The sequence below is a fragment of the Virgibacillus dakarensis genome (genome assembly GCF_900155625.1).
Classification (GTDB): domain Bacteria; phylum Bacillota; class Bacilli; order Bacillales; family Amphibacillaceae; genus Lentibacillus_C; species Lentibacillus_C populi.
In genome coordinates, this window is record NZ_LT732554.1 from 1,350,931 (window position 1) to 1,369,567 (window position 18,637).

Genomic DNA, 18,637 nt, shown 5'->3' on the forward strand with positions numbered 1-18,637 from the left:
AGCGACAGCGCGGTAGCCGAACAAAGTGTACAAAATGATGATGCCTGGAATATTGGTATGAAAGCAACGTCGAGAAAAACTTGACACATACCCAGATTCGTGGTATTCTTTATTAATTCATACAGCTTTGATATAATATGATCCATGAGAAGGCTTCTTTCTAAAATGTATTATGCCGTGCAAAGCATACATTTTAATGATAGAGCGCCTTCTCTTTTTTGGCTATCAAAAAGTACCGCAATTACTACCGAGTATAATTTTACACATACTCGCTATGTCACCAGGCCGGATTTAAAAAGCAAGGGTTTTCCATCATCGATATTTTGTCGTTAATGCTTTTTTAATGTTATAACCTCATTAATATCCTCAATCTCCAACGCATTAGCAATCTTCTCAATATGCTTCAACTGAATTCTTTGCCGCTTCCCATTAGCCAATTCACTAAGTGTAGCCCGGCGAATTCCGGTTAACAAATGCAACTGGTTTATGCTCAAATCGTATCGACTAAGTAACTCATTCAAGACAATCTCTACCTTAACCAATCTCTTTCCTCATTTCCATACTAAAGGTTGACTGTACTTATAAGCGTACTATATAATATAACCAATAGTTGTACGCATATAAGTACAGATTTAAAAATATGGGAGGGATCGGTAAATGGAAAAGCTGGAGGTAACCCAACATAACCTACTAAACGAACTACACACAAAATGGACCCTAACCGACATGAAAAGCAGGATCATTCAAACCATATGCAGCTTGATAGACGACCAAGTATATACAAAGAACGATGCTGTCTATTCTTTGCTGGAGGTAGTGGCGTTGATTGAATTAGAAGAGAAAAAGGTTAAGCCAGTTGAGGCTAAACAATGTTTAGGGAATGGAAAATAGAATGGTGAGTTTATGGAATTGTTGCAGCTGTTGCAATTTCTCCGAATTGGATCGTTTCTCAGCCTTGTTTGTATCCAAGCTACAACAATTTCAACTTAATTTTTTATTCTCTTTGTGGCAAAGGATTTATAATTGCTGCTGTGTGATGTTATTTCTCTGTACAGCCCCATTTCACGATATCTTATGCTCAAACAAACATGTAGCCGTTCGCTCCATCTGCTTCTCCCATACAAAATGCGAAACGTCAATTGGTAATAGCTGTCCATTTTTAAACGTAATAATGGATTTTACTTCTGGGTATTTGCGTGATTGGTATGCCCTTATTTCCAGGATATGATGATAGAAGATCCAGTTACATTGGAAATCTGTTTGGGGGGGTGGTTGGGAAGGTGGATATGCCTTTGTACGGATCAATTGGAATGGGGACCTTCCGTTTGAATCCGGCTTGATGCATGACGACAGCTTTTCTCCGCCGCTCATATGAAGCGTAATTGTCTAAGCAGGAAGCAGGCTATATGAATAAGCTGGATGGGAGTTTTGCGAACGAATACCTGTATCTCCCGTTAAAGCACAATTGTATCATAGCCCAATTGTGCTGCAGGCAGGAGTGCCATCGTATGCTCATTTATCTTGTAATGATTTAGAATTTCCTTTCACAACATATAGCACCTTTTTAAAAAGCCGTATTTGTTATGATGCAAGGTAAGGTACAAATCAAGGAATCTTCACTTCTATTTTTCAACTCTTTTTTAACATCTCAATCAACGGATCCACCTTGATGTCCAGAGCTTCACAGATCCTCACAGCTGTATAGAGCAGCATTTGCTTTTTTCTCCGCGCTCCAGCCGACCCGTATGTTTATCGTTCAATCCTGCATCACCTGCCAGCTCTCTTGGGACAAGTGTAAACGTTAAAATATAATTAACAGTTTTCCACAAATAAGGTTAAACAGAATTCAGCAAATACGGATTAACCCCCGAATTTTGGACAATAACACTCTTAAACTAGCTTTTCCTTAAAATTACGTTATTTTCTCCAGTTTATCTTCTTCTTTTGTCCGCCTGAGATTATAGCCAATGCTTCCATTCCATCAAGGGTAAAGGCTTTGCCCTCGCTACGCTTCGCCCTTGATTCCATTCCAGGATTGGCTGGTTTCAAGGCGTGGACAAAAGGAAGAAAAATGGAAGGGGGATTAAACCCGTATTTCCTTTATGTCTGCCTTCTTGCCTTTTTGTAACTTGTAGAACTCATTAGGTGCTAAGTCACGAATACTAGAATGAATGCGCCGATTGTTGTAAAAGTCCATGAAATTTGTAATTGCTTCATACGCCTCTCCATAGGTTTCAAATTCAAATCGGGACATACAATCGTCCTCCATGATGCGATGGAATGATTCAATATGGGCATTCATATTTGGCGTCTTAGGCGGTATACGCTCATGTTCCACATTTAGACCCTCACAATGATCTTCAAATGTATTTGAAATGAATTGTGGTCCGTTATCTGTACGTACGACAGGCTTTTCTTGCGCTTCAAATAACTGTCGTTTCAATAAGGCCCGATTTAATATCTGCACAGTATCAACTGCAGTACAATGCAGTCCTATATGATAATTGATGATAGATCTGTCACATACATCGATAATGGAAAAAACAAAGAGAAATCGGTCTTCACCGTGGACATAGCCGTATTTAATATCTGCCTCCCAGAGCTGATTAGATTCAGTAATAACGCGATTTCTTGCCAGTTTCCTAGGATGCGAGATTTTTTTCCTTCTTTGTGGTTTTAAAATATCTAGCTCCTTACAAAGGCGGTATACCTTCTTTTTATTGATTTTTAGTTTATATTGATCGCGGCGTAGGGCCAGGGTTAATTTGCGATAACCATAACCATTACACTCGCCAGATATAAGTTCTAACAAGAATTCTTTGATTTGTTCGTCGGATACTTTCTTTCCGTCCTCATTGATGGAGTAGCCTGGTGCTGGACGGCCCTCACTCACTTGCCTCTCTTCCACACGGTAATTCTTTTGGTAATAGTATGTGGAACGAGGAACATTTACGATTTTCAATACCAATTTGATGGCATATCCTTTTTGGATCCATTTATCGGCTACTTTAATTTTTTCAGCAAGTGAGGGTCCTGCTTTTTTACAAGATCCCGTAAAACGGCGATTTCGAGATCCTTTTCACCCAATATTTTTTTCAAATGGTCATTCTCATTGGCAAGCTGCTTGGAATCAAGATCTGGAATAGTTGTCACATCAACATCTCCGTACTTGCCGTCCTTGTACTCTCGCACCCACCGTGTCACCATGTTGGCATTTAAATCATAACGGCGTGCAACAACAGATGTTTTTCCTGTTTCCATTGCTTCTTTGATAACCTGTATTTTAAATTCTTTTGAATGTCTTGTGCGTTTCATGTTGTAAGCCTCCCTAACACATTAAGTAGTATAATACATTCCACTCTTAGTGTCCAAGTTCATTTAGGGGCTTATGAGAATAAGACTCAACAGTTTATCTTAAATAACACACTTTCTATATACTTTAAGTAGTCTATGGAAAGTGAGGAACAGGAAGTGGAAAAGTTGACACCGGTTCGAAACCCTTACGATCAGTGTTGCTTACAGCGCGATAACGGTTGGGCCATATACGGCACAAATGATTGCTGGTGTGATTGCAGACTGAAGTCTTGCGCTGTTTCAAAGTGCTGTTGGTTCCCAAGAAAAGACAGCTGTTCTTGCTAACAAAAACCCCCTAAGCGGGGGTTTTTAATATATATATATTTCTGCTATTCATTAATTATCTCAAGAGCTGACTTAAATTCTTTCCCTTCTGTCGTACTAACGGTTAAAGGTTCTTTGATCTCATCGAGTCCTATATAAATAAACGGGGACTTGTTAGGGTTGTTTTCATCCTCAACCACATTCAAAACAACTTCTGTGCTTTCGTTTTGATTAATTTCCTCAACTTCAATTTTCTTACCGATATATTCTTCGCCAAGTTTTAAATAAATTTCTTTGTTTCCTTCTGAGATTGTTGAAACACGATAATGAGTATAGGTGTCATCATTAACAACGGTGTGCCCTTCATCAATAATCCAATAATCATCATCCTTTAGATTCACAACGAATATGGTGGTGAAAAAGAGCACCGATAATACGAATAGACCGATTTTATCCCAAATAGAAACCTTTGTGAGTTTAGACGATTTAGTCAATAATGGCAATGCCATCGTTCCCAATACACTGATTAGAAAGATGCCCCCTGCTAGGAATACATAACCCATTCCTTCAAACCCTCTTACAAAGAAAAAACTATAAAAACCAATGATTAAAGCTGTAATAAATGTCAGCAGTGGGGCCAAATAATACTGCTCTTTAAATTTTGAAAGGATAAAGAAGAAGCCAAAAACCAAAAAACCTAAAAACAATCCACCCGCAAGTATTAAATACACCCAATCCCCTCCTTAAAACTAATGTAATAATGGAAGTTGCCAAATGGCTAGTAAAATCACTAAGTCTACTATTAATGAATAGATGATCCATTTTTTATTTAAGAACGTCCATGTGAAAACTAGCAGAAAAATGGCTGTTGGTAAATAAAACAAAAAGGCTCCAAACTGAAAAGTCTGTATGGCTAACGCGTCTCCAAAGTCGTGGAAACGTAAACTATCAAAAGATATAACGAAAAGCACCAATATCCTCATTAAGAACAACAGAAGCCGTATGCCTATATTTATATGGACTAATTTCTTGAGGGGCTTAATATCAATGTCCTCACTCTCGTTGTTTTCCGTGTTCTCAATAGTTGTATTAAAAAAATCTCTCTTATCGAGCATGTTGTCACATTCAGGACAACAGTGGATATGCTCGTTGATTATTTCTTGTGTCTCTGTATCTAAATCATCAAAAACTGGAATTAATTCCTTACATAGTTTATGAATTTTCTTTTCATACTCATTCATCTAAATCATTCCTCGCTTTTATCAACCTTTTCTTAACCCGAAACACGCGCGATTTGATTGTAGAAATACTCAGATTTAACATTTCACTTATTTCTTTATAATCATAACCATAATATTCTTTAGTAAGAATGATAGATTTATCCGTTTTAGACAGAGTAGCAAGTATAGAACCCAGCTGCGCATCTATGATTATTTGATCTTCAGGTGAATAATTATTGATTAACAAGTCTTCTATAATGTCCCCTTCTTTTAATAAGCTAGGTCTATTCTTTTTGTATCTGTCTATAAGGGTATTTCGTGCCGCTACTTTTAGCCATCCTTTAATGGAACGAACATCCTTGATAATACTGGGTTTGGTTATTATTTCGTGAAAAGCTCCTGAATAATATCATCTGCTTCTTCCTGGCTGTAGGTCATCTTTGTTAAATACCGTCTTAAATCGTGGTGGTAATGATCTTCATAAATACGTTCTACATACTGAAAGGGTCTCAATTTGGCCAACGTAAGAACTCCTTAATAACGTTCTCATTACAGAGGACGATTTTTTAAAAGGGAAAGTTGTACGTAAATTACTTTTTTAAAAAACCTCGGTATTTTAGAGTATACTATCAGGGTTATAAATTAAAAACCAGTATCAGAAGGCTTATATGTATGGAAGGTTTTCTTTTTATTGTGGCTGTTTTCGCATTAATTGTTGCTTTCTTGACCATACTCGTAGAAGGTTAATATAATAACGTTCAAGAGGCGTTCAGGGTGTGGAAAAATGTATATGAAGATTTTAGTGATTTAACTAAACCAGAGCAGTTAGCATTGTTTAATGCTATGAAAGAAGATTTATTTCCAGAAGAACCAGATAAAATCACAAAAATACTTAACACCATTCGTTAGGCTCGGTTTGCTTCTGGTATGGCTTTGTGTTCATTGTGGCAGTATGTCTGTAAAACGTAGTGGTAAATACCGTTCAAGGCAACGCTATCTTTGTAAGGATTGCAATAAGACTTTCAATGATATGACCAACACTCCGTTTTCAGGCTCACGTTACCCTGAAAAATGGGTAAAATACATCGAACTAATGGTAGAGGGCTATACCCTGCTCAAAATTGCTAAACGCCTTCAAATACGCATATCCACCGCATTTTATTGGAGACACAAAATCTTGAACGTATTAGGTAGTCTTGGATTTAGTCAACTACAAGGTATCGTTGAGAGTGACGAAACCTTCTTTCGTGAGTCTTTAAAAGGTAGTGAAGTCACCGATAGAAAGCCCAAGAAACGTGGAGAAAAAGACAAGAAAAGGGGCATTCTAACTCTAAAATTGCTGTCGTAGTAGCACAAGACCGCAACGGAAATCTAATCGTTCGAAAAGCAGGAACAGGACGTGTAAAAGCGGAAGAAATTGATACTGTGATAGGTGAGTATATTCACCCGTCTGCTTTGTTATGTACAAACACAGCAACGAACTACAAGAAGTTTACAAAACGTAAAGAATTGCTGCTGCACGAAACAGTTAATGAGCGTCAAAAGCAACGTGTAAAGAAGGGCATCTATCATATTCAACACGTTAAAAACTCTCATAGTCGCCTAAAAGGTTGGATGGAGCGATTTCAAGGTGTGGCTACTAAATACTTAGACAAACTACCTTTATTGGTTCCGTTGGCTTGAATTTGGGAAGGACTGGCATTTGACAAACGAGTGGAGCAAATGCTTATTTTAGCGTGTCAGAAATCAAATTACAAGACTGTACAAATGTTTAGAAGTGCATAAAAAAATAGCCACAAGGTTAGTGACTCTTCCTTAGTCTGTTCTTTTAAGGTATTCACAAGTTGTTTAGACTCTATCATAATATTTCTTGTTTCTAACCAACAATCATTAGACCAACCTTTGTACCAAGACCTGTTTCCCAAAAAATAAAAAAATTACCATTACGAGAAACCAAGAAATTCGCTAAGTCTTGTTCGGGCGTACAAATTGAACAATATATAAGATACCCCAAATGGCAAACGAAAGCCCCGTTGCGAGCCACATATAGGAATATACTCCACCTTCACTCATTCCAGCCCAAATAAGGCTATTGCGTTAAATGACAATAATAATAACAAAAAAATGATGTTGTAGATATGAAATGCCTTCTTATTCAATAGAACCACTCCTTTAACTGACATATTTCTTTATTCTATTTGATATGTCATAATCCTATTCTATCAGAAAATCAAATTATTAAAAATATATCTCAAAAACAACAATATTTGAGAAAACAGCCTTTATTGTATACCCTCTTTTTAAATCGTGATATATCAAATGGAGGGTGTAAATGACGAGCGTTCAACGGCTTTAACCGTCATGCCCAGATTTTCGGCAACTTGATGCACTGTTTTATTTTCATGAGCTAATTGACAGATGATTGCTGCTCTTAATTTCATCCGATATTGGATGCGTTGACCATTTTTTCCAATGATGCAATATATTCTGTTCGCGTCTTGAAAGATTGATAGACATGCCATTCACCCCACCAAATGGATATATTTCATATTAATTCCATTCTAACAAGATTCACGCTATGATATGAAATAATCAAACTGGAAAGGATTTCTGGTTTGCTCTACTGGGAGGAATCATCACATGACAAAAATAGGAAGCAATTCGACACGGAGTTCAAGCAAGTCGCTGTCAATTACTATTATACATCAGGTAAAAGCCTGGAAAAAGCGAATAGCAAACTAGGTATTTCGTATCATTGACAAAAGGGTGGAAGTTATTGATAGTGAAAATAAAGAATGAATGGTCGTTGTTAGCCTGTATGAATCGAAAAAGAGGGGGGATTACATGTCTACGGAAATAAAAATTGAACAAAACCCGATCAAGCAAGCTATTTCTGCACTGGAAGGAGCTGCGCAAAACTTTGAATCTGCTTTTCCAGAAAAGATCGAAGGAGAAAATCAACTGGATCTTTTGGGCCAGCTAAATCAATTAAATCATGCCTATTCATCCCTGATTAATTCTTATCAGTTATTGCTGCTTCACCATTTAAGAACAACGGAAGGTTCTGTGGAGTCGCTAATCGAAACGGATCTGATTCTAGCTGACTACATGACGTTTAATAAATAGCTGAGGAGGGGGGTGTAATGAAGACTTTAGATTCTGCAAGTTTGCATGAAGGAATCAATGCGACACTAAAGGAAATCAGCCATGTTCAAGCCAAAATAACCGAAATGCAAAAAGGCGTCAGGGGTATTATTGATTTAGAAAACTATTTAAGAGGTAGGACAGGCGAGTCGATCCGTTCCTTTTATGAAGGCATTCATGCTCCCTTTTTGATCTTTTTGTACCAGTCGTTAACCCATTACAGGCAAACATTAGAAAAGCTGCAGCAGGCTGTTCAATCCTATGAACCAAATGAACAGGGGTTGGTCAGAGAGGAATTTCTGGAGGTCGATGTTCAAAATGGATTGGATAAAGCAGAACGGGTAGCGGCTGATTTAGTTGATGAAGCCAATGGGATAATGGCCAGTGTTTCGGATCTTGTCTCTTTACCCAAGCTTGACATGGAGGAATTTAGCTCCATGGTCCAAAAAGGAAAAAAGAAAGTGAAGAATAATATCGAGCAGCTGTATAATCTGGACTACGAACAGACGAAGTCCTTAACGAAAGTGGGGGAAGATCTGACGCTGTTGAATCAATACATAAACGAGATGTCACGTACGTTTGCTTCTGATTATTCCATTACCACGTTTAATGCATTGACGGCATTAAAGTTGCCTTCCCTTCCCACGATTTTAAAAGAAGTGTATGGGGAGCCGGTTATAGAGGAAAAGGAAGAAACCAGTTTATGGACAAAAATAGTGGATGGCGCCGTTGAGCTCGGGAAAGGGATAGTCAACACTAGTAAAGGTGCGGCGATTGGAGTCTATGATGTAGGAAAGGACACGTTAGTTGGGATAGGAAATACCATCATTCACCCGGTTGAAACGGTGGATTCAACGGCGACTATGGTGATTCACCCTGTTGAAACAGGCAAATATATCGGGAATGCCATAGCCGAATCCTTTGAACGTGATATGATCAATGGTGATGCTGAGAGTCGTTCGCATTGGGTTACGTATGCGTTAGGTACTGTTGCTACAGCTGTGTTTGGTACAAAAGGTGCGGGGACTGTTACGAAGACTGGGGTGGCGACGACTAAGACGGGGGCAAAAAAGGCTGCGGCAGCCGTGGAAAATATCGATTTGTCGCGGTTTTTACCTTATGCACCACAGTATCAGCTGGCTGGGGGATCTAGGGTTCCTTATAATGTGGTGGATGGGAATTATTTGAAGGATCAGTTGATTTTGCAAGCAGAGGTTTTGCAGGGAAACGAGAGGAATATAAGAGGGATTAAGCGGACAGATAATGGTAAATTTGGTAAATATTCTACTAATATTGATGACAAAGTAAAAGTAATTGAAAAAGAGGATTTACCTTATTGGATAAGTGAGTCATTTACTGACAGTGTGTATAGAACTGTCGTAACAAAAGAAAACATTACTTTTTATAGATCTTTTGGTGGTGGAGCAAGAGCTAATGGGGCATTTGTAACTACTAGTTCAGCTGGTAATAGAATAAACGCAAAAATAAATACTGCGTTGGTTCCTGATTGGGGAAATACTAGACAGTATGAAGCTGTAATAGAAGTTCCAAAGGGTGAGGTTTTAAACATAGGTAGGGTTGAAAAGCAATATACCAAAACAGGAACATTACTAGACGGAGATGGCGATCAAATACTATTACCACAGGAATGGCCATCAGAATGGATAAAAGAAATTAGAGAAGTTCCGAGTAGGTAGGAGGATGTAATAATGGATAAGAAAGAGCAGTTAACCAAGCAAATAAAAGTGGTAATAGATAAACTTGAAAATAATTATTGTAAGGAAATAAATAGCGGTGTGTTACAACTTATATATAAAAGATATAAGCGTGCACTGGAAATTTTAAATAATAATAATGACATCAAAGAGATTAATATTATTGGTGGTCTAAGGGCTTATATGGATTACTATAGTGATTATCAAAATCCACTTTTGGAAGAATTACATAAAGCAGAGAGGCTAAATAAAGAGTTATTAAATTGATGCTGTCTCTACGCTGCCCACTTAAACAGTTAGATATATGGTTTTGGGGTCAAATCCCGACTACGTTAATGCGTTAGAGTGATAAAGTATATTTATGATGTGAAGAAAGCCGTGTGATCTATTGCCACTTTCAATGGATCAATGGCTTTTTTGATTAGGATAAAATAATTTTAAAAATGAATTTTCTTATTCTTTATTGTCAAAACGAAAAATGCTCGTATTCATACTTTGGCATTTGGATTAAGTCAGAAACACAAAATTGAAGGGAATGTTTGGTGGGACGTGAGGAAATATGCCTGGCCTCACTTAGTTTGTTTATGACTTTGGAACGGTGAATCGTGCCTATTTCCGCTTAGTCGTAAACTCTCCCAGCAGTCTTCTCAAACTCCTCGCGTTCTCTAGCCTCGGCAGCCAGGTCAAGTTTTTGCTCGGGCTGTTTCACTTTCCCCTTTTGTGCTTGCTTGTGTTTTCGCTCGATAAACCAGTCTGGAACGATTGCTTGCCTGTTGTATTCTCATGGCGGGGGCCACGTTTGTGACTGTTCCGAATACCTTGCAGTCAGCTTCTGCCTGTTCAAGGGTTGTAATTCCTTTTTTGTTCCATGCATAGATCCGTGTTGTTTTATTTTGCTCCAGTTGCCTGTTTCATGGCATGCAAAAAAGAGGTTCACCGATATCCCTGATCCAGTAGACGTTAGGTTAGAATGTCCGGATACGTTAGCATCACAGAGCACCTCCTTGTACTTGCGGTGAAGAGGATGATAAATGTCTTTGATAGGAACCTGCATGATCGTATTCCGATAGTTGCGGCTTCTTCCCGTTGTTTGGCCGACGCACAGCCAATTGGCTACCATTTTTTGTTGTTCCATATCTTGATGATACTTATAAGATAAGTTAAGTATTCACGAAAATCTTAAAAGAAGGTGAATTTTTTGGAAGGACATTTTGGGGTACGCGAACAGTTATCTTAAAACGCGGAACCTTCATTCTTATCTTATACTCCCTACTTTCATAAATCTGATTGGATCCAGTGGGCTAGCACTCCAATTTTATAAAGATAATAATTCGCCTTTTTGCGAAGGTGATTGGTGTCTTTTTTTATTGTAAATTCAGGGGGGTAAAATACTGCTTGTTTGCTTTTAACATCCGTATGTTAAAAGTGAACTATGTAAAATGTCGGGATAAATAAAAATACACTGTCCAAGCCTATATTATTTCCGCTTTCATCCAAATACGCAAACTAAATAATAATAAAATCTTATAAAAATGATTAAAAAACAAAAAATATATTGACATATTCGAACAAATTGAACATAATATAACATACAAAGTGTTAAAAGCTAACAAATATAAAGAAGTAAGAGAGTGATGTAGTTGCTACCTATAGAAAGAAGAAAGTGGATAGAACAAGAACTTATTGTAAACAAAAAAATAGATATTGAAGAAGTCTCCAAGAAATTAAATGTTTCTGCGATGACGATTCGCAGGGACTTGAAGGAATTAGAAAGTAATGGGAAGGCTATTCGTACACATGGTGGTGCGATTTCAGTTGATTCCATAACGGAAGAGGTTCCATATTCCTCTAAGAAGGTTAAAAATAACGCTGAAAAGAGAGCGGTTGCAAACAAGGCGTTGTCACTTATTGGAGAGAATTCAACAATTATTTTAGATTCAGGTACCACGACGTTTGAACTTGCAAAATTGTTGAGAGACAGAAGTGACTTAACTGTCGTTACAAACGATATTAAAATTGCCAACGAATTATTAGAAAGCCCTAATAAGGTAATTGTCACTGGGGGAGAGCTTCAGCAAGGAGTCGGAGCCCTTTACGGGTCAGGTACCCAAAAAATGCTTAGCATTATTCATGCGGACCTTTTCTTTTTAGGGGCACATGCAATTGATTTAGAACGTGGTGTTACTGCTCCTACTTTTGAAAAATCATTAATCAAACAATTGATGTTAAATGCAGCAGAAAAAACTTGGATTTTAGCAGATTATAGTAAGTTTAATCGAAAAGCATTTTCCAATGTTTGTGATTTGTCAGAAGTAGAGGGAATCATCACAAATGCTAATGTTGATTCTTCCATTGTTGAAGAATACGACAATCGCACCCAAATTTTACTTGGAGGGGGAGATTGATCTTGAAAGTTGGGGTTATTGCTGATGATTTAACGGGTGCCAACGGTACAGGTGTTAAATTATCTAAGTTAGGTTTCAAGTCTATCACTAGTTTTGAGCGTATACCAAGCCATACCCCCGAGTCCGGTATAGCTATCTGTTTGGATACGGACAGTCGCTATGTTTCCCCAAACATTGCTGAAGATAGAGTTCAACATTCGATAACTCAATTACAAGCTTGGGGAGCAGAAATAATATGTAAGCGGATTGATAGTACATTTCGGGGGAATATTGGTGTGGAGCTGGATGCAGTATTAGAGAGTATGGACGATTCCGTTGCCATCATAGTACCATCCTATCCTAGCTCTAGAAGGGTTGTAGTTGGCGGTTATATGTTGGTGAATGGCGTGTTATTACACGAAACAGATGTAGCGAAAGACCCAATACATCCGATAACTGATTCCTATCTACCAGCGATTTTAGGTAGGCAGACAGATAATCATGTTGGTTATATAGAATTAAAGAAAGTAAGTTTGGGAACTTCAGTCATAGCGGAGCAACTAAATAAAGTTATCAGTGAAGGTAATAGATTTATCATTTGTGATGCTGTTACGGATGAACAAATCGAGGCGATTGCAAATGCAATGGTAACCTTAAAAGATAAGCGCTTCATTCCGGTGGATCCTGGGCCACTGACAGAGTATTTTGTTAGAAAATTAAATCAATCTAACCCTAAGGATGAACCCAAAATACTGGTTTCCGTTGGGAGTGTAACATCTGTTATACAGAACCAGCTTCAGTATTTTATAAAGGAGACGCAAGTAACTCCTGTTTATGTTCGCCCAGATAGATTAGTAACCTTCAGCTCTAGTTGGGATGAAGAGATTCATAGAGTGGTTGAGGTAGCAAAAGCTGTTATGGAGAACCACGCTACTATTTTGGTTACAACGAATCATCCGAATCAATCAATTGTTAATTTTAAACAAATTGCTTCTACGGAAGGTGTATCTGAGGTTAGGTTAGCAAAACGAATTACTAATGGATTAGCTGAGATTAGCAAACAACTTATTCTTGCTAATGAATCTATTAAAGGGTGCTTTTTTAGTGGTGGAGATATAACCGCTTCCTTCTGTGGAACAGCAAAAGTAGAAGGGATAAATTTAATCGATGAAGTAATGCCACTAGCGGCCTTTGGTGAAATCATGGGTGGAAAGTTCGATGGTCTAGCCATTGTAACAAAAGGTGGTCTTGTTGGAGGGAACACCGCTATTTTTGATAGCGTGGAATATATAAAACAGCATATTAACAACAAAGGGAGGACTTTTCATGAGTCATAAAATTATTGCAATTCCAATGGGAGATCCCGCTGGTATTGGACCTGAAATTACAGTTAAGGCCCTAGCGAAACAAGAAATATATGATGTATCTTCTCCAATCGTAATTGGAAATGCAGGTGTTTTAAAAAAAGCTTTAAAGATTACCAATACAGACTTAGCGATTAACGAAATTACTGATGTAGAAGATGCGAAATTTGAATATGGAACAATTGATGTTATCTCCTTAAATAATATCAATGCGGATACATTGAAATTGGGAGAAGTAAATGCTGATTGTGGAAAGGCTGCGTTTGAATATATCAAACTATCTGTTGAGCTTGCGCTTGAAGGAAAAGTGTCAGCACTAGCAACTACTCCGATTAATAAAGAATCTTTAAAGGCTGGTAAGGTTCCTTATATCGGTCATACAGAAATGCTAGAGGAACTAACTAATTCAAAGGATCCACTAACCATGTTTGAGGTTAGAGATATGAGAATTTTCTTCTTAACAAGACACGTTTCATTAAAGGATGCAATTGGTCAAATGACGAAAGAGCGTGTTCATGATTATCTAATCCGCTGTGATGAATCATTACAACGATTAGGAGTGAAGGACCGCGTAATCGCTGTTGCAGGATTAAATCCACATGCAGGTGAAAGTGGTCTTTTTGGAAGAGAAGAAATGGACGAGTTGACACCTGGTATAAAAGCGGCTGTAAAGGCTGGGATAAATGCAGTGGGTCCTGTTCCAGCTGACTCTGTATTCCATCATGCATTAAATGGGAAATATGCTGCTGTACTCTCTCTATACCATGATCAAGGTCATATCGCTGCAAAAATGACTGATTTTGAAAGAACCATCTCCATTACAAATGGTCTTCCATTCTTACGAACATCTGTTGATCATGGAACTGCTTTTGATATTGCAGGAATAGGTATTGCAAGTAGTGTAAGTATGGAAGAATGCATTAAGCTTGCAGCAAAATACAGCGAATCTTTCTATTTAGTAGAAAGTAAATAAATATATATGCTTCAAGGAGGTAATGATGATGAGAAATAAAAGCCTTGTCATAGGTATCACTTTAGGGGATGCAACAGGGATTGGGCCAGAATTAATAGTAAAATCATTTCAGGATACTGATATTCGTAATTTAGCAACATGGTTTATCGCTGGTGATAAGCGTGTATTTTTACAAGGTAAATCAATTGCGGGTGTAGAACTAGAAGTAATTGAAATTGATAATGTTGATCAAGTGGAAAATAACAAAGGTTCTATATACTTTATCGATCTTGCAAATTTAGATCCAAATAAGTATGAGCTTGGTAAGCTTTCTCCTGTTTCAGGTAAAGCGACGGGAGAAACGCTAAAATATCTATTGGATCTATCAAAGGATAAAAAGATAGATGGTGTAATGTATGGACCATTAAACAAGGAAGCATTACACCGAGGTGGGCATCATTTCCAAGATGAATTACACTTCTTTGCTGATTTACTTGATTGCAAGGAAGGATTTAGCGAAATAAATTATATGAGTGGTCTCTGGGTAACTAGAGCAACCTCTCATATTCCACTTAGAAATGTAAGCGAAAACATTACCAAGAAAAAAATTGTGGAACGAATTAGATTTGCCCATAAAACATTGATAAATGCAGGGATTGAAAATCCAAAAATAGTTGTATCTGCTTTAAACCCACATGCGGGTGATGGAGGATTACTTGGTAATGAAGAAATCGATTTTATCATTCCCGCAATTAATGACATGAAGGAAGAGGGGATAAATGTTCAGGGACCATACCCAGCTGATACATTGTTCTTGCGTTTGGAAAAAGACCCATTTGAATGTTTACTGGCCATGTATCATGATCAAGCTCAAACAGGTATGAAATTATTAGGATTTAATCGTGGAGTGACAATGAGTGGTGGTTTACCAATTACATTAACAACACCTGCTCATGGCACTGCATTTGATATAGCTGGAAAAGGTATTGCGGACGAAGGGGCAACAAAAGAAGCAATTAAGATGGTAGTGCGAATGAATTCAACTTCGAATCAAACGAAAGCAAAGCAACAAACTTAACTAAGGGGGAAATTGATGTGTTAAAGAAAAAGTCATTATTAATTAGTATGATAGCTTTATTACTTATTATTATGAGTGCTTGTTCCAACAGTGCTGGAGGTTCAGATGAAGCATCTGGAGAAAACTATCCAGACAGTGATATTGAGGTTTATGTTGGGCATGGACCTGGTGGTGGTACAGATACTTTCGTACGTACCATTACAAACTTAATGGCTGAAGATTTAGATGCAAACTTTAACATTATTAACCAGGAAGGTGGATCTGGTGTTATCGCAATGGAAAATGCGATGAAAGAAGAAGCTGATGGCTACACATTAGTTGGGGACTCAGCTTATGCGGTAACAACAGCAGCAGGAACAAATCAATTCGGTTTAGATAAAGTAAAACCAATTGCACGTATTCAAAGTGATGTCTATGCATTACAAGTTAAAAAAGGTACTTTTGAAAGTATTGATGAATTAGTTGCTTATGCTGAAGAAAACCCTGGTGAAGTTCGTATTGCAGCAGTAGGCACAATGGGTATTGATGAAATTACAGCTCGTAGATTTATTAAAGAAGCTGGTGTAGAAATGAACTATATCCCAGCTGAAGGTGCAGGTAACATGCACTCCGACCTACTAGGCGGTCATGTCGATGTTATTCTAGAGGAAGTTGGACCTACTATTTCTTATATTGAAGAGGGAGAATTTGTACCGCTAGTATTCTTTGCGGAAGAACGGTTAGAAGATTTCCCTGATGTTCCTACAACAGTAGAAAAAGGTTGGGACTTAACAGATGGTGTTGAACGTTATCTAATGATTCATGCTGATGCCCCACAAAAAATTGTTGATTTACTAGAAGAATCAGCTAAGAAAGCAATGGAAACAGAAGAATATCAAGAGTACGCTAAAAATTCTTATCTAGACCTTCGTGATGGTTGGATGGGGTCTGAAGATTTCACGAAAAAACTAGAAAAAGATATTGAAAAGTATAAAGAGATCATTGCTGAAATCGAATAGTAATATGAATTAGGTGGGAGGAGGAAAACTCCTTCTCCTTTAATAGGGAGGAAATACAGAATGAAATCAAATATAATTTTGGGCGTTATTACAATTCTGTTTTCTGTGTTTTTCTTAATATTTACCATGCAACTTCCAGAAGCTAGAGCTTCATCTGTCGTTGGCCCTGCAGGGTGGCCTAGTGTTATCTTAACCTTCATGCTTATTATGGGGATCTTACAAATTGTAAAAACGGTTCGTGAACATAAAAAAGCAATAGGTGAACCAACGAAGATTTCAACTGAGGAAGAGAAATTACCAGAAGTACAATGCAAAGATAATGAGAAGATTATTGGTAGCCACTGGTACGTATTAATTGCTATCGCTGTATATGTTTTGCTTTTACCAATTATAGGATTTCTGGTTGTTACGCCTATCCTATTCTTCTTCTTGGCATGGTTATTTGGAATGCGTAAAAAACGCCATCTTATTAGTACAACTGTAGCAAGCTATGTCATTTTTGTTTTGTTATTCATCTATGCTTTGGGCATTCCGTTTCCTAGAGGAATTGGTATTTTCCAGACACTTAGTTTCTGGATTTATTAAGCAAAACGTACAGAAAGGAGTTTAAGTCATGATTGATGGATTATTAATGGGATTTGAAAACCTGTTTCAACCAATTCCTTTACTAATATTGTTAGCAGCAACGTTAATGGGTTTCTTTGGCGGGGCGTTGCCTGGAATTAGTGGAACAATGCTTGTTATTATTCTTCTCCCAATTTCCTATGGACTTGATGCAATTCCCGCATTTATCCTGTTAACGACAATTTATGCATCTTCCGTATTTTCAGGTTTAATTAGTGCTGTACTCTTCCGTACTCCTGGTACACCAGAAGCGGTTGCGACAGTACTAGATGGCTATCCAATGGCACAAAAGGGGAAACCTGGACAAGCATTAGGTATAGGGATTTTGAGCTCTGTTAGTGGAGGAACCTTTGGTGTTTTGTGTCTTATCTTTCTAACACCTCTACTTGCATCGTTCGCATTAAAGTTTTCATCTCCTGAATACTTTGCTTTAGCAGTACTAGGGTTAACAGTTGTTGTTTCGTTAAGTGGTAGTGATTTAATCAAAGGGTTTATCGGGGTTGGTCTAGGATTATTCATTGCTACGATTGGAATGGATCCATTAACAGGAACACAAAGATTTACATTTGATTCATTAGAATTAGTGAGTGGAATTGATCTTATTCCTGTATTGATTGGTCTATTTGCGGTATCGGAAGTATTGAGAAAAAGTAAAGAAGACCATACCATTAAACAGCAAATGCAAAAGTTCAAAACGAAAATATTTGATAGTAAAATCTTTAACCAGATAAAAGGTACGATTGCTCGTTCTTCTGTATTAGGTACGTTAATTGGTATACTACCTGGTGTTGGTGCAACAACCGCTGCGATGGTCAGTTATAGTGAAGCAACACGTTGGTCAAAAAATAAAGAGGAATTTGGAACGGGTATTCCAGAAGGTATTGCAGCACCAGAATCGGCAAACAATGCTGCCGCAATGGGGGCAATGGTGCCGTTACTATCCCTAGGGATTCCAGGTAGTGCAACAACTGCAATTATTTTGGGGGCATTTGTACTTCATGGCCTTCAGCCTGGACCGATGCTTATTAAGAACTCACCAGATTTAGTTTATACTATTTTTATTTCATTACTTTTTGTAAATCTATTAATTCTAGTTCTTTCTAAGCCGTTTATTCGAGTTTTTTCTAAAATAATGAAGGTTCCATATTATACATTGGGTCCAGCAATCGTTATTTTCTGTATCATTGGAACTTATGCTGTTCGAAATTCTGTGTTTGATATTTGGGTTATGCTTCTATTCGGTCTAGTAGGCTATTATTTGGATAAAATGAAGTTTCCTTTAGCAGCTGTTATTCTTGGGTTAGTATTAGGTCCAATTGCAGAAACAGAATTTAGAAGAGGGTTACAAATGTCAAATGGAGACTTAAGTATTTTTGTTACACGCCCTATCAGTGCGGTATTACTAGGCTTGGCTGTAGTTGCTATTGCACTTCCTTTATGGAGTAGCTATCGAAAGAAAAAGAAAGCGGCTGCTTAAAAAGATATTTTTTGATAAAGCAAACTTATTAGCTCTAACGACTGATAAGTTTGTTTTTATTTT

The 18,637-nt window shown here is 37.6% G+C and carries 19 protein-coding genes and 2 pseudogenes; 12 read left to right on the forward strand and 9 right to left on the reverse strand.

From position 1 onward, the window contains the following. Positions 1 to 329: 329 nt before the first annotated feature. Positions 330 to 542 (reverse strand): helix-turn-helix domain-containing protein, encoded by a 213-nt coding sequence (locus CZ382_RS16325; protein ID WP_088052278.1) that lies wholly within the window; start codon positions 540 to 542, stop codon positions 330 to 332. A 115-nt stretch (positions 543 to 657) separates the two neighbouring features. Here CZ382_RS16325 and CZ382_RS16330 point away from each other — a divergent pair, with 115 nt between their 5' ends. Beyond that, on the forward strand, positions 658 to 891 hold the full coding sequence (locus tag CZ382_RS16330) for a hypothetical protein (RefSeq protein ID WP_088052279.1): 234 nt from the start codon (positions 658 to 660) through the stop codon (positions 889 to 891). A 171-nt stretch (positions 892 to 1,062) separates the two neighbouring features. Here the strand turns inward: CZ382_RS16330 and CZ382_RS24840 are convergent, their stop codons facing one another. The 7 genes and pseudogenes from CZ382_RS24840 to CZ382_RS24310 form a co-directional block, all read right to left on the reverse strand. Next, positions 1,063 to 1,305: a competence protein ComK gene (locus CZ382_RS24840; RefSeq protein ID WP_159457816.1), complete on the reverse strand. Its 243-nt coding sequence runs from the start codon at positions 1,303 to 1,305 to the stop codon at positions 1,063 to 1,065. Beyond that, positions 1,244 to 1,384: pseudogene (locus tag CZ382_RS24845) on the reverse strand (competence protein ComK); the annotation flags it as partial. The pseudogene CZ382_RS24845 and the gene CZ382_RS24840, both read right to left, overlap by 62 nt. A gap of 699 nt (positions 1,385 to 2,083) precedes the next feature. Beyond that, positions 2,084 to 3,315 (reverse strand): IS3 family transposase gene (locus CZ382_RS16340; RefSeq protein WP_088049320.1). Its coding sequence is split into 2 segments (ribosomal slippage): positions 2,084 to 3,045 and positions 3,045 to 3,315, totalling 1,233 coding nucleotides; the frame shifts between segments, so codons are not numbered across the junction. A 368-nt stretch (positions 3,316 to 3,683) separates the two neighbouring features. Further along, positions 3,684 to 4,349 carry a hypothetical protein gene (locus CZ382_RS16345; protein ID WP_088052281.1) on the reverse strand — a complete coding sequence of 222 codons (666 nt, stop codon included), beginning with the start codon at positions 4,347 to 4,349 and terminating at the stop codon, positions 3,684 to 3,686. An 18-nt stretch (positions 4,350 to 4,367) separates the two neighbouring features. Further along, complete coding sequence (locus CZ382_RS16350) at positions 4,368 to 4,859, reverse strand: hypothetical protein (protein WP_088052282.1); 492 nt, start codon at positions 4,857 to 4,859, stop codon at positions 4,368 to 4,370. Further along, the gene (locus CZ382_RS24305; RefSeq protein WP_308778335.1) at positions 4,852 to 5,223 is read right to left on the reverse strand and encodes an RNA polymerase sigma factor; all 372 of its coding nucleotides are present in this window, start codon (positions 5,221 to 5,223) and stop codon (positions 4,852 to 4,854) included. The genes CZ382_RS16350 and CZ382_RS24305 overlap by 8 nt, the downstream gene beginning before the upstream one ends. Then, positions 5,220 to 5,360 carry a sigma factor gene (locus CZ382_RS24310; RefSeq protein WP_235000454.1) on the reverse strand — a complete coding sequence of 47 codons (141 nt, stop codon included), beginning with the start codon at positions 5,358 to 5,360 and terminating at the stop codon, positions 5,220 to 5,222. Before CZ382_RS24310 ends, CZ382_RS24305 begins: the two co-directional genes overlap by 4 nt. 252 nt (positions 5,361 to 5,612) lie before the next feature. Between CZ382_RS24310 and CZ382_RS16360 the strand changes: the two are divergent. Then, a pseudogene (locus tag CZ382_RS16360) lies at positions 5,613 to 6,623 on the forward strand (IS1595 family transposase). Between the two features lie 530 nt (positions 6,624 to 7,153). Here the strand turns inward: CZ382_RS16360 and CZ382_RS16365 are convergent. Then, positions 7,154 to 7,360: a hypothetical protein gene (locus tag CZ382_RS16365; RefSeq protein ID WP_088052283.1), complete on the reverse strand. Its 207-nt coding sequence runs from the start codon at positions 7,358 to 7,360 to the stop codon at positions 7,154 to 7,156. 322 nt (positions 7,361 to 7,682) lie between these two features. Here CZ382_RS16365 and CZ382_RS16370 point away from each other — a divergent pair, with 322 nt between their 5' ends. The 10 genes from CZ382_RS16370 to CZ382_RS16415 all read left to right on the forward strand — a co-directional run bounded on the left by CZ382_RS16370 (position 7,683) and on the right by CZ382_RS16415 (position 18,574). Next, positions 7,683 to 7,964, forward strand: coding sequence for a DUF5344 family protein (locus CZ382_RS16370; RefSeq protein ID WP_088052284.1), 282 nt, complete (start codon positions 7,683 to 7,685; stop codon positions 7,962 to 7,964). A gap of 17 nt (positions 7,965 to 7,981) precedes the next feature. Beyond that, complete coding sequence (locus CZ382_RS16375; RefSeq protein ID WP_088052285.1) at positions 7,982 to 9,679, forward strand: T7SS effector LXG polymorphic toxin; 1,698 nt, start codon at positions 7,982 to 7,984, stop codon at positions 9,677 to 9,679. Between the two features lie 12 nt (positions 9,680 to 9,691). Further along, on the forward strand, positions 9,692 to 9,964 hold the full coding sequence (locus CZ382_RS16380; protein ID WP_088052286.1) for a hypothetical protein: 273 nt from the start codon (positions 9,692 to 9,694) through the stop codon (positions 9,962 to 9,964). 1,373 nt (positions 9,965 to 11,337) lie between these two features. Then, positions 11,338 to 12,102, forward strand: a complete 765-nt coding sequence (locus tag CZ382_RS16385; RefSeq protein WP_088052287.1) for a DeoR/GlpR family DNA-binding transcription regulator — start codon at positions 11,338 to 11,340, stop codon at positions 12,100 to 12,102. Positions 12,103 to 12,104: 2 nt separating this feature from the next. Further along, positions 12,105 to 13,418 (forward strand): four-carbon acid sugar kinase family protein, encoded by a 1,314-nt coding sequence (locus tag CZ382_RS16390; RefSeq protein WP_140392745.1) that lies wholly within the window; start codon positions 12,105 to 12,107, stop codon positions 13,416 to 13,418. Next, a complete protein-coding gene (pdxA, locus tag CZ382_RS16395) occupies positions 13,408 to 14,418 on the forward strand; it encodes a 4-hydroxythreonine-4-phosphate dehydrogenase PdxA (RefSeq protein ID WP_088052289.1) in 1,011 nt (336 codons plus the stop codon). Before CZ382_RS16390 ends, pdxA begins: the two co-directional genes overlap by 11 nt. 25 nt (positions 14,419 to 14,443) lie before the next feature. Further along, complete coding sequence (locus tag CZ382_RS16400; protein ID WP_214613758.1) at positions 14,444 to 15,475, forward strand: PdxA family dehydrogenase; 1,032 nt, start codon at positions 14,444 to 14,446, stop codon at positions 15,473 to 15,475. Between the two features lie 17 nt (positions 15,476 to 15,492). Next, a complete protein-coding gene (locus CZ382_RS16405; protein WP_088052291.1) occupies positions 15,493 to 16,473 on the forward strand; it encodes a Bug family tripartite tricarboxylate transporter substrate binding protein in 981 nt (326 codons plus the stop codon). A gap of 60 nt (positions 16,474 to 16,533) precedes the next feature. Continuing rightward, positions 16,534 to 17,058: a tripartite tricarboxylate transporter TctB family protein gene (locus tag CZ382_RS16410; RefSeq protein WP_088052292.1), complete on the forward strand. Its 525-nt coding sequence runs from the start codon at positions 16,534 to 16,536 to the stop codon at positions 17,056 to 17,058. Positions 17,059 to 17,086: 28 nt separating this feature from the next. Continuing rightward, positions 17,087 to 18,574 carry a tripartite tricarboxylate transporter permease gene (locus CZ382_RS16415; protein ID WP_088052293.1) on the forward strand — a complete coding sequence of 496 codons (1,488 nt, stop codon included), beginning with the start codon at positions 17,087 to 17,089 and terminating at the stop codon, positions 18,572 to 18,574. Positions 18,575 to 18,637 lie beyond the last annotated feature (63 nt).

What these genes read in the sequence shown, in the direction of transcription:
- CZ382_RS16330 (WP_088052279.1), top strand. Translation starts at nt 658, where the DNA reads ATGGAAAAGCTGGAGGTAACCCAACATAACCTACTAAACGAACTACAC.
- CZ382_RS16350 (WP_088052282.1), bottom strand. Translation starts at nt 4,859, where the DNA reads ATGAATGAGTATGAAAAGAAAATTCATAAACTATGTAAGGAATTAATT.
- CZ382_RS16365 (WP_088052283.1), bottom strand. Translation starts at nt 7,360, where the DNA reads ATGGCATGTCTATCAATCTTTCAAGACGCGAACAGAATATATTGCATC.
- CZ382_RS16370 (WP_088052284.1), top strand. Translation starts at nt 7,683, where the DNA reads ATGTCTACGGAAATAAAAATTGAACAAAACCCGATCAAGCAAGCTATT.
- CZ382_RS16375 (WP_088052285.1), top strand. Translation starts at nt 7,982, where the DNA reads ATGAAGACTTTAGATTCTGCAAGTTTGCATGAAGGAATCAATGCGACA.
- CZ382_RS16380 (WP_088052286.1), top strand. Translation starts at nt 9,692, where the DNA reads ATGGATAAGAAAGAGCAGTTAACCAAGCAAATAAAAGTGGTAATAGAT.
- pdxA (WP_088052289.1), top strand. Translation starts at nt 13,408, where the DNA reads ATGAGTCATAAAATTATTGCAATTCCAATGGGAGATCCCGCTGGTATT.
- CZ382_RS16400 (WP_214613758.1), top strand. Translation starts at nt 14,444, where the DNA reads ATGATGAGAAATAAAAGCCTTGTCATAGGTATCACTTTAGGGGATGCA.
- CZ382_RS16410 (WP_088052292.1), top strand. Translation starts at nt 16,534, where the DNA reads ATGAAATCAAATATAATTTTGGGCGTTATTACAATTCTGTTTTCTGTG.
- CZ382_RS16415 (WP_088052293.1), top strand. Translation starts at nt 17,087, where the DNA reads ATGATTGATGGATTATTAATGGGATTTGAAAACCTGTTTCAACCAATT.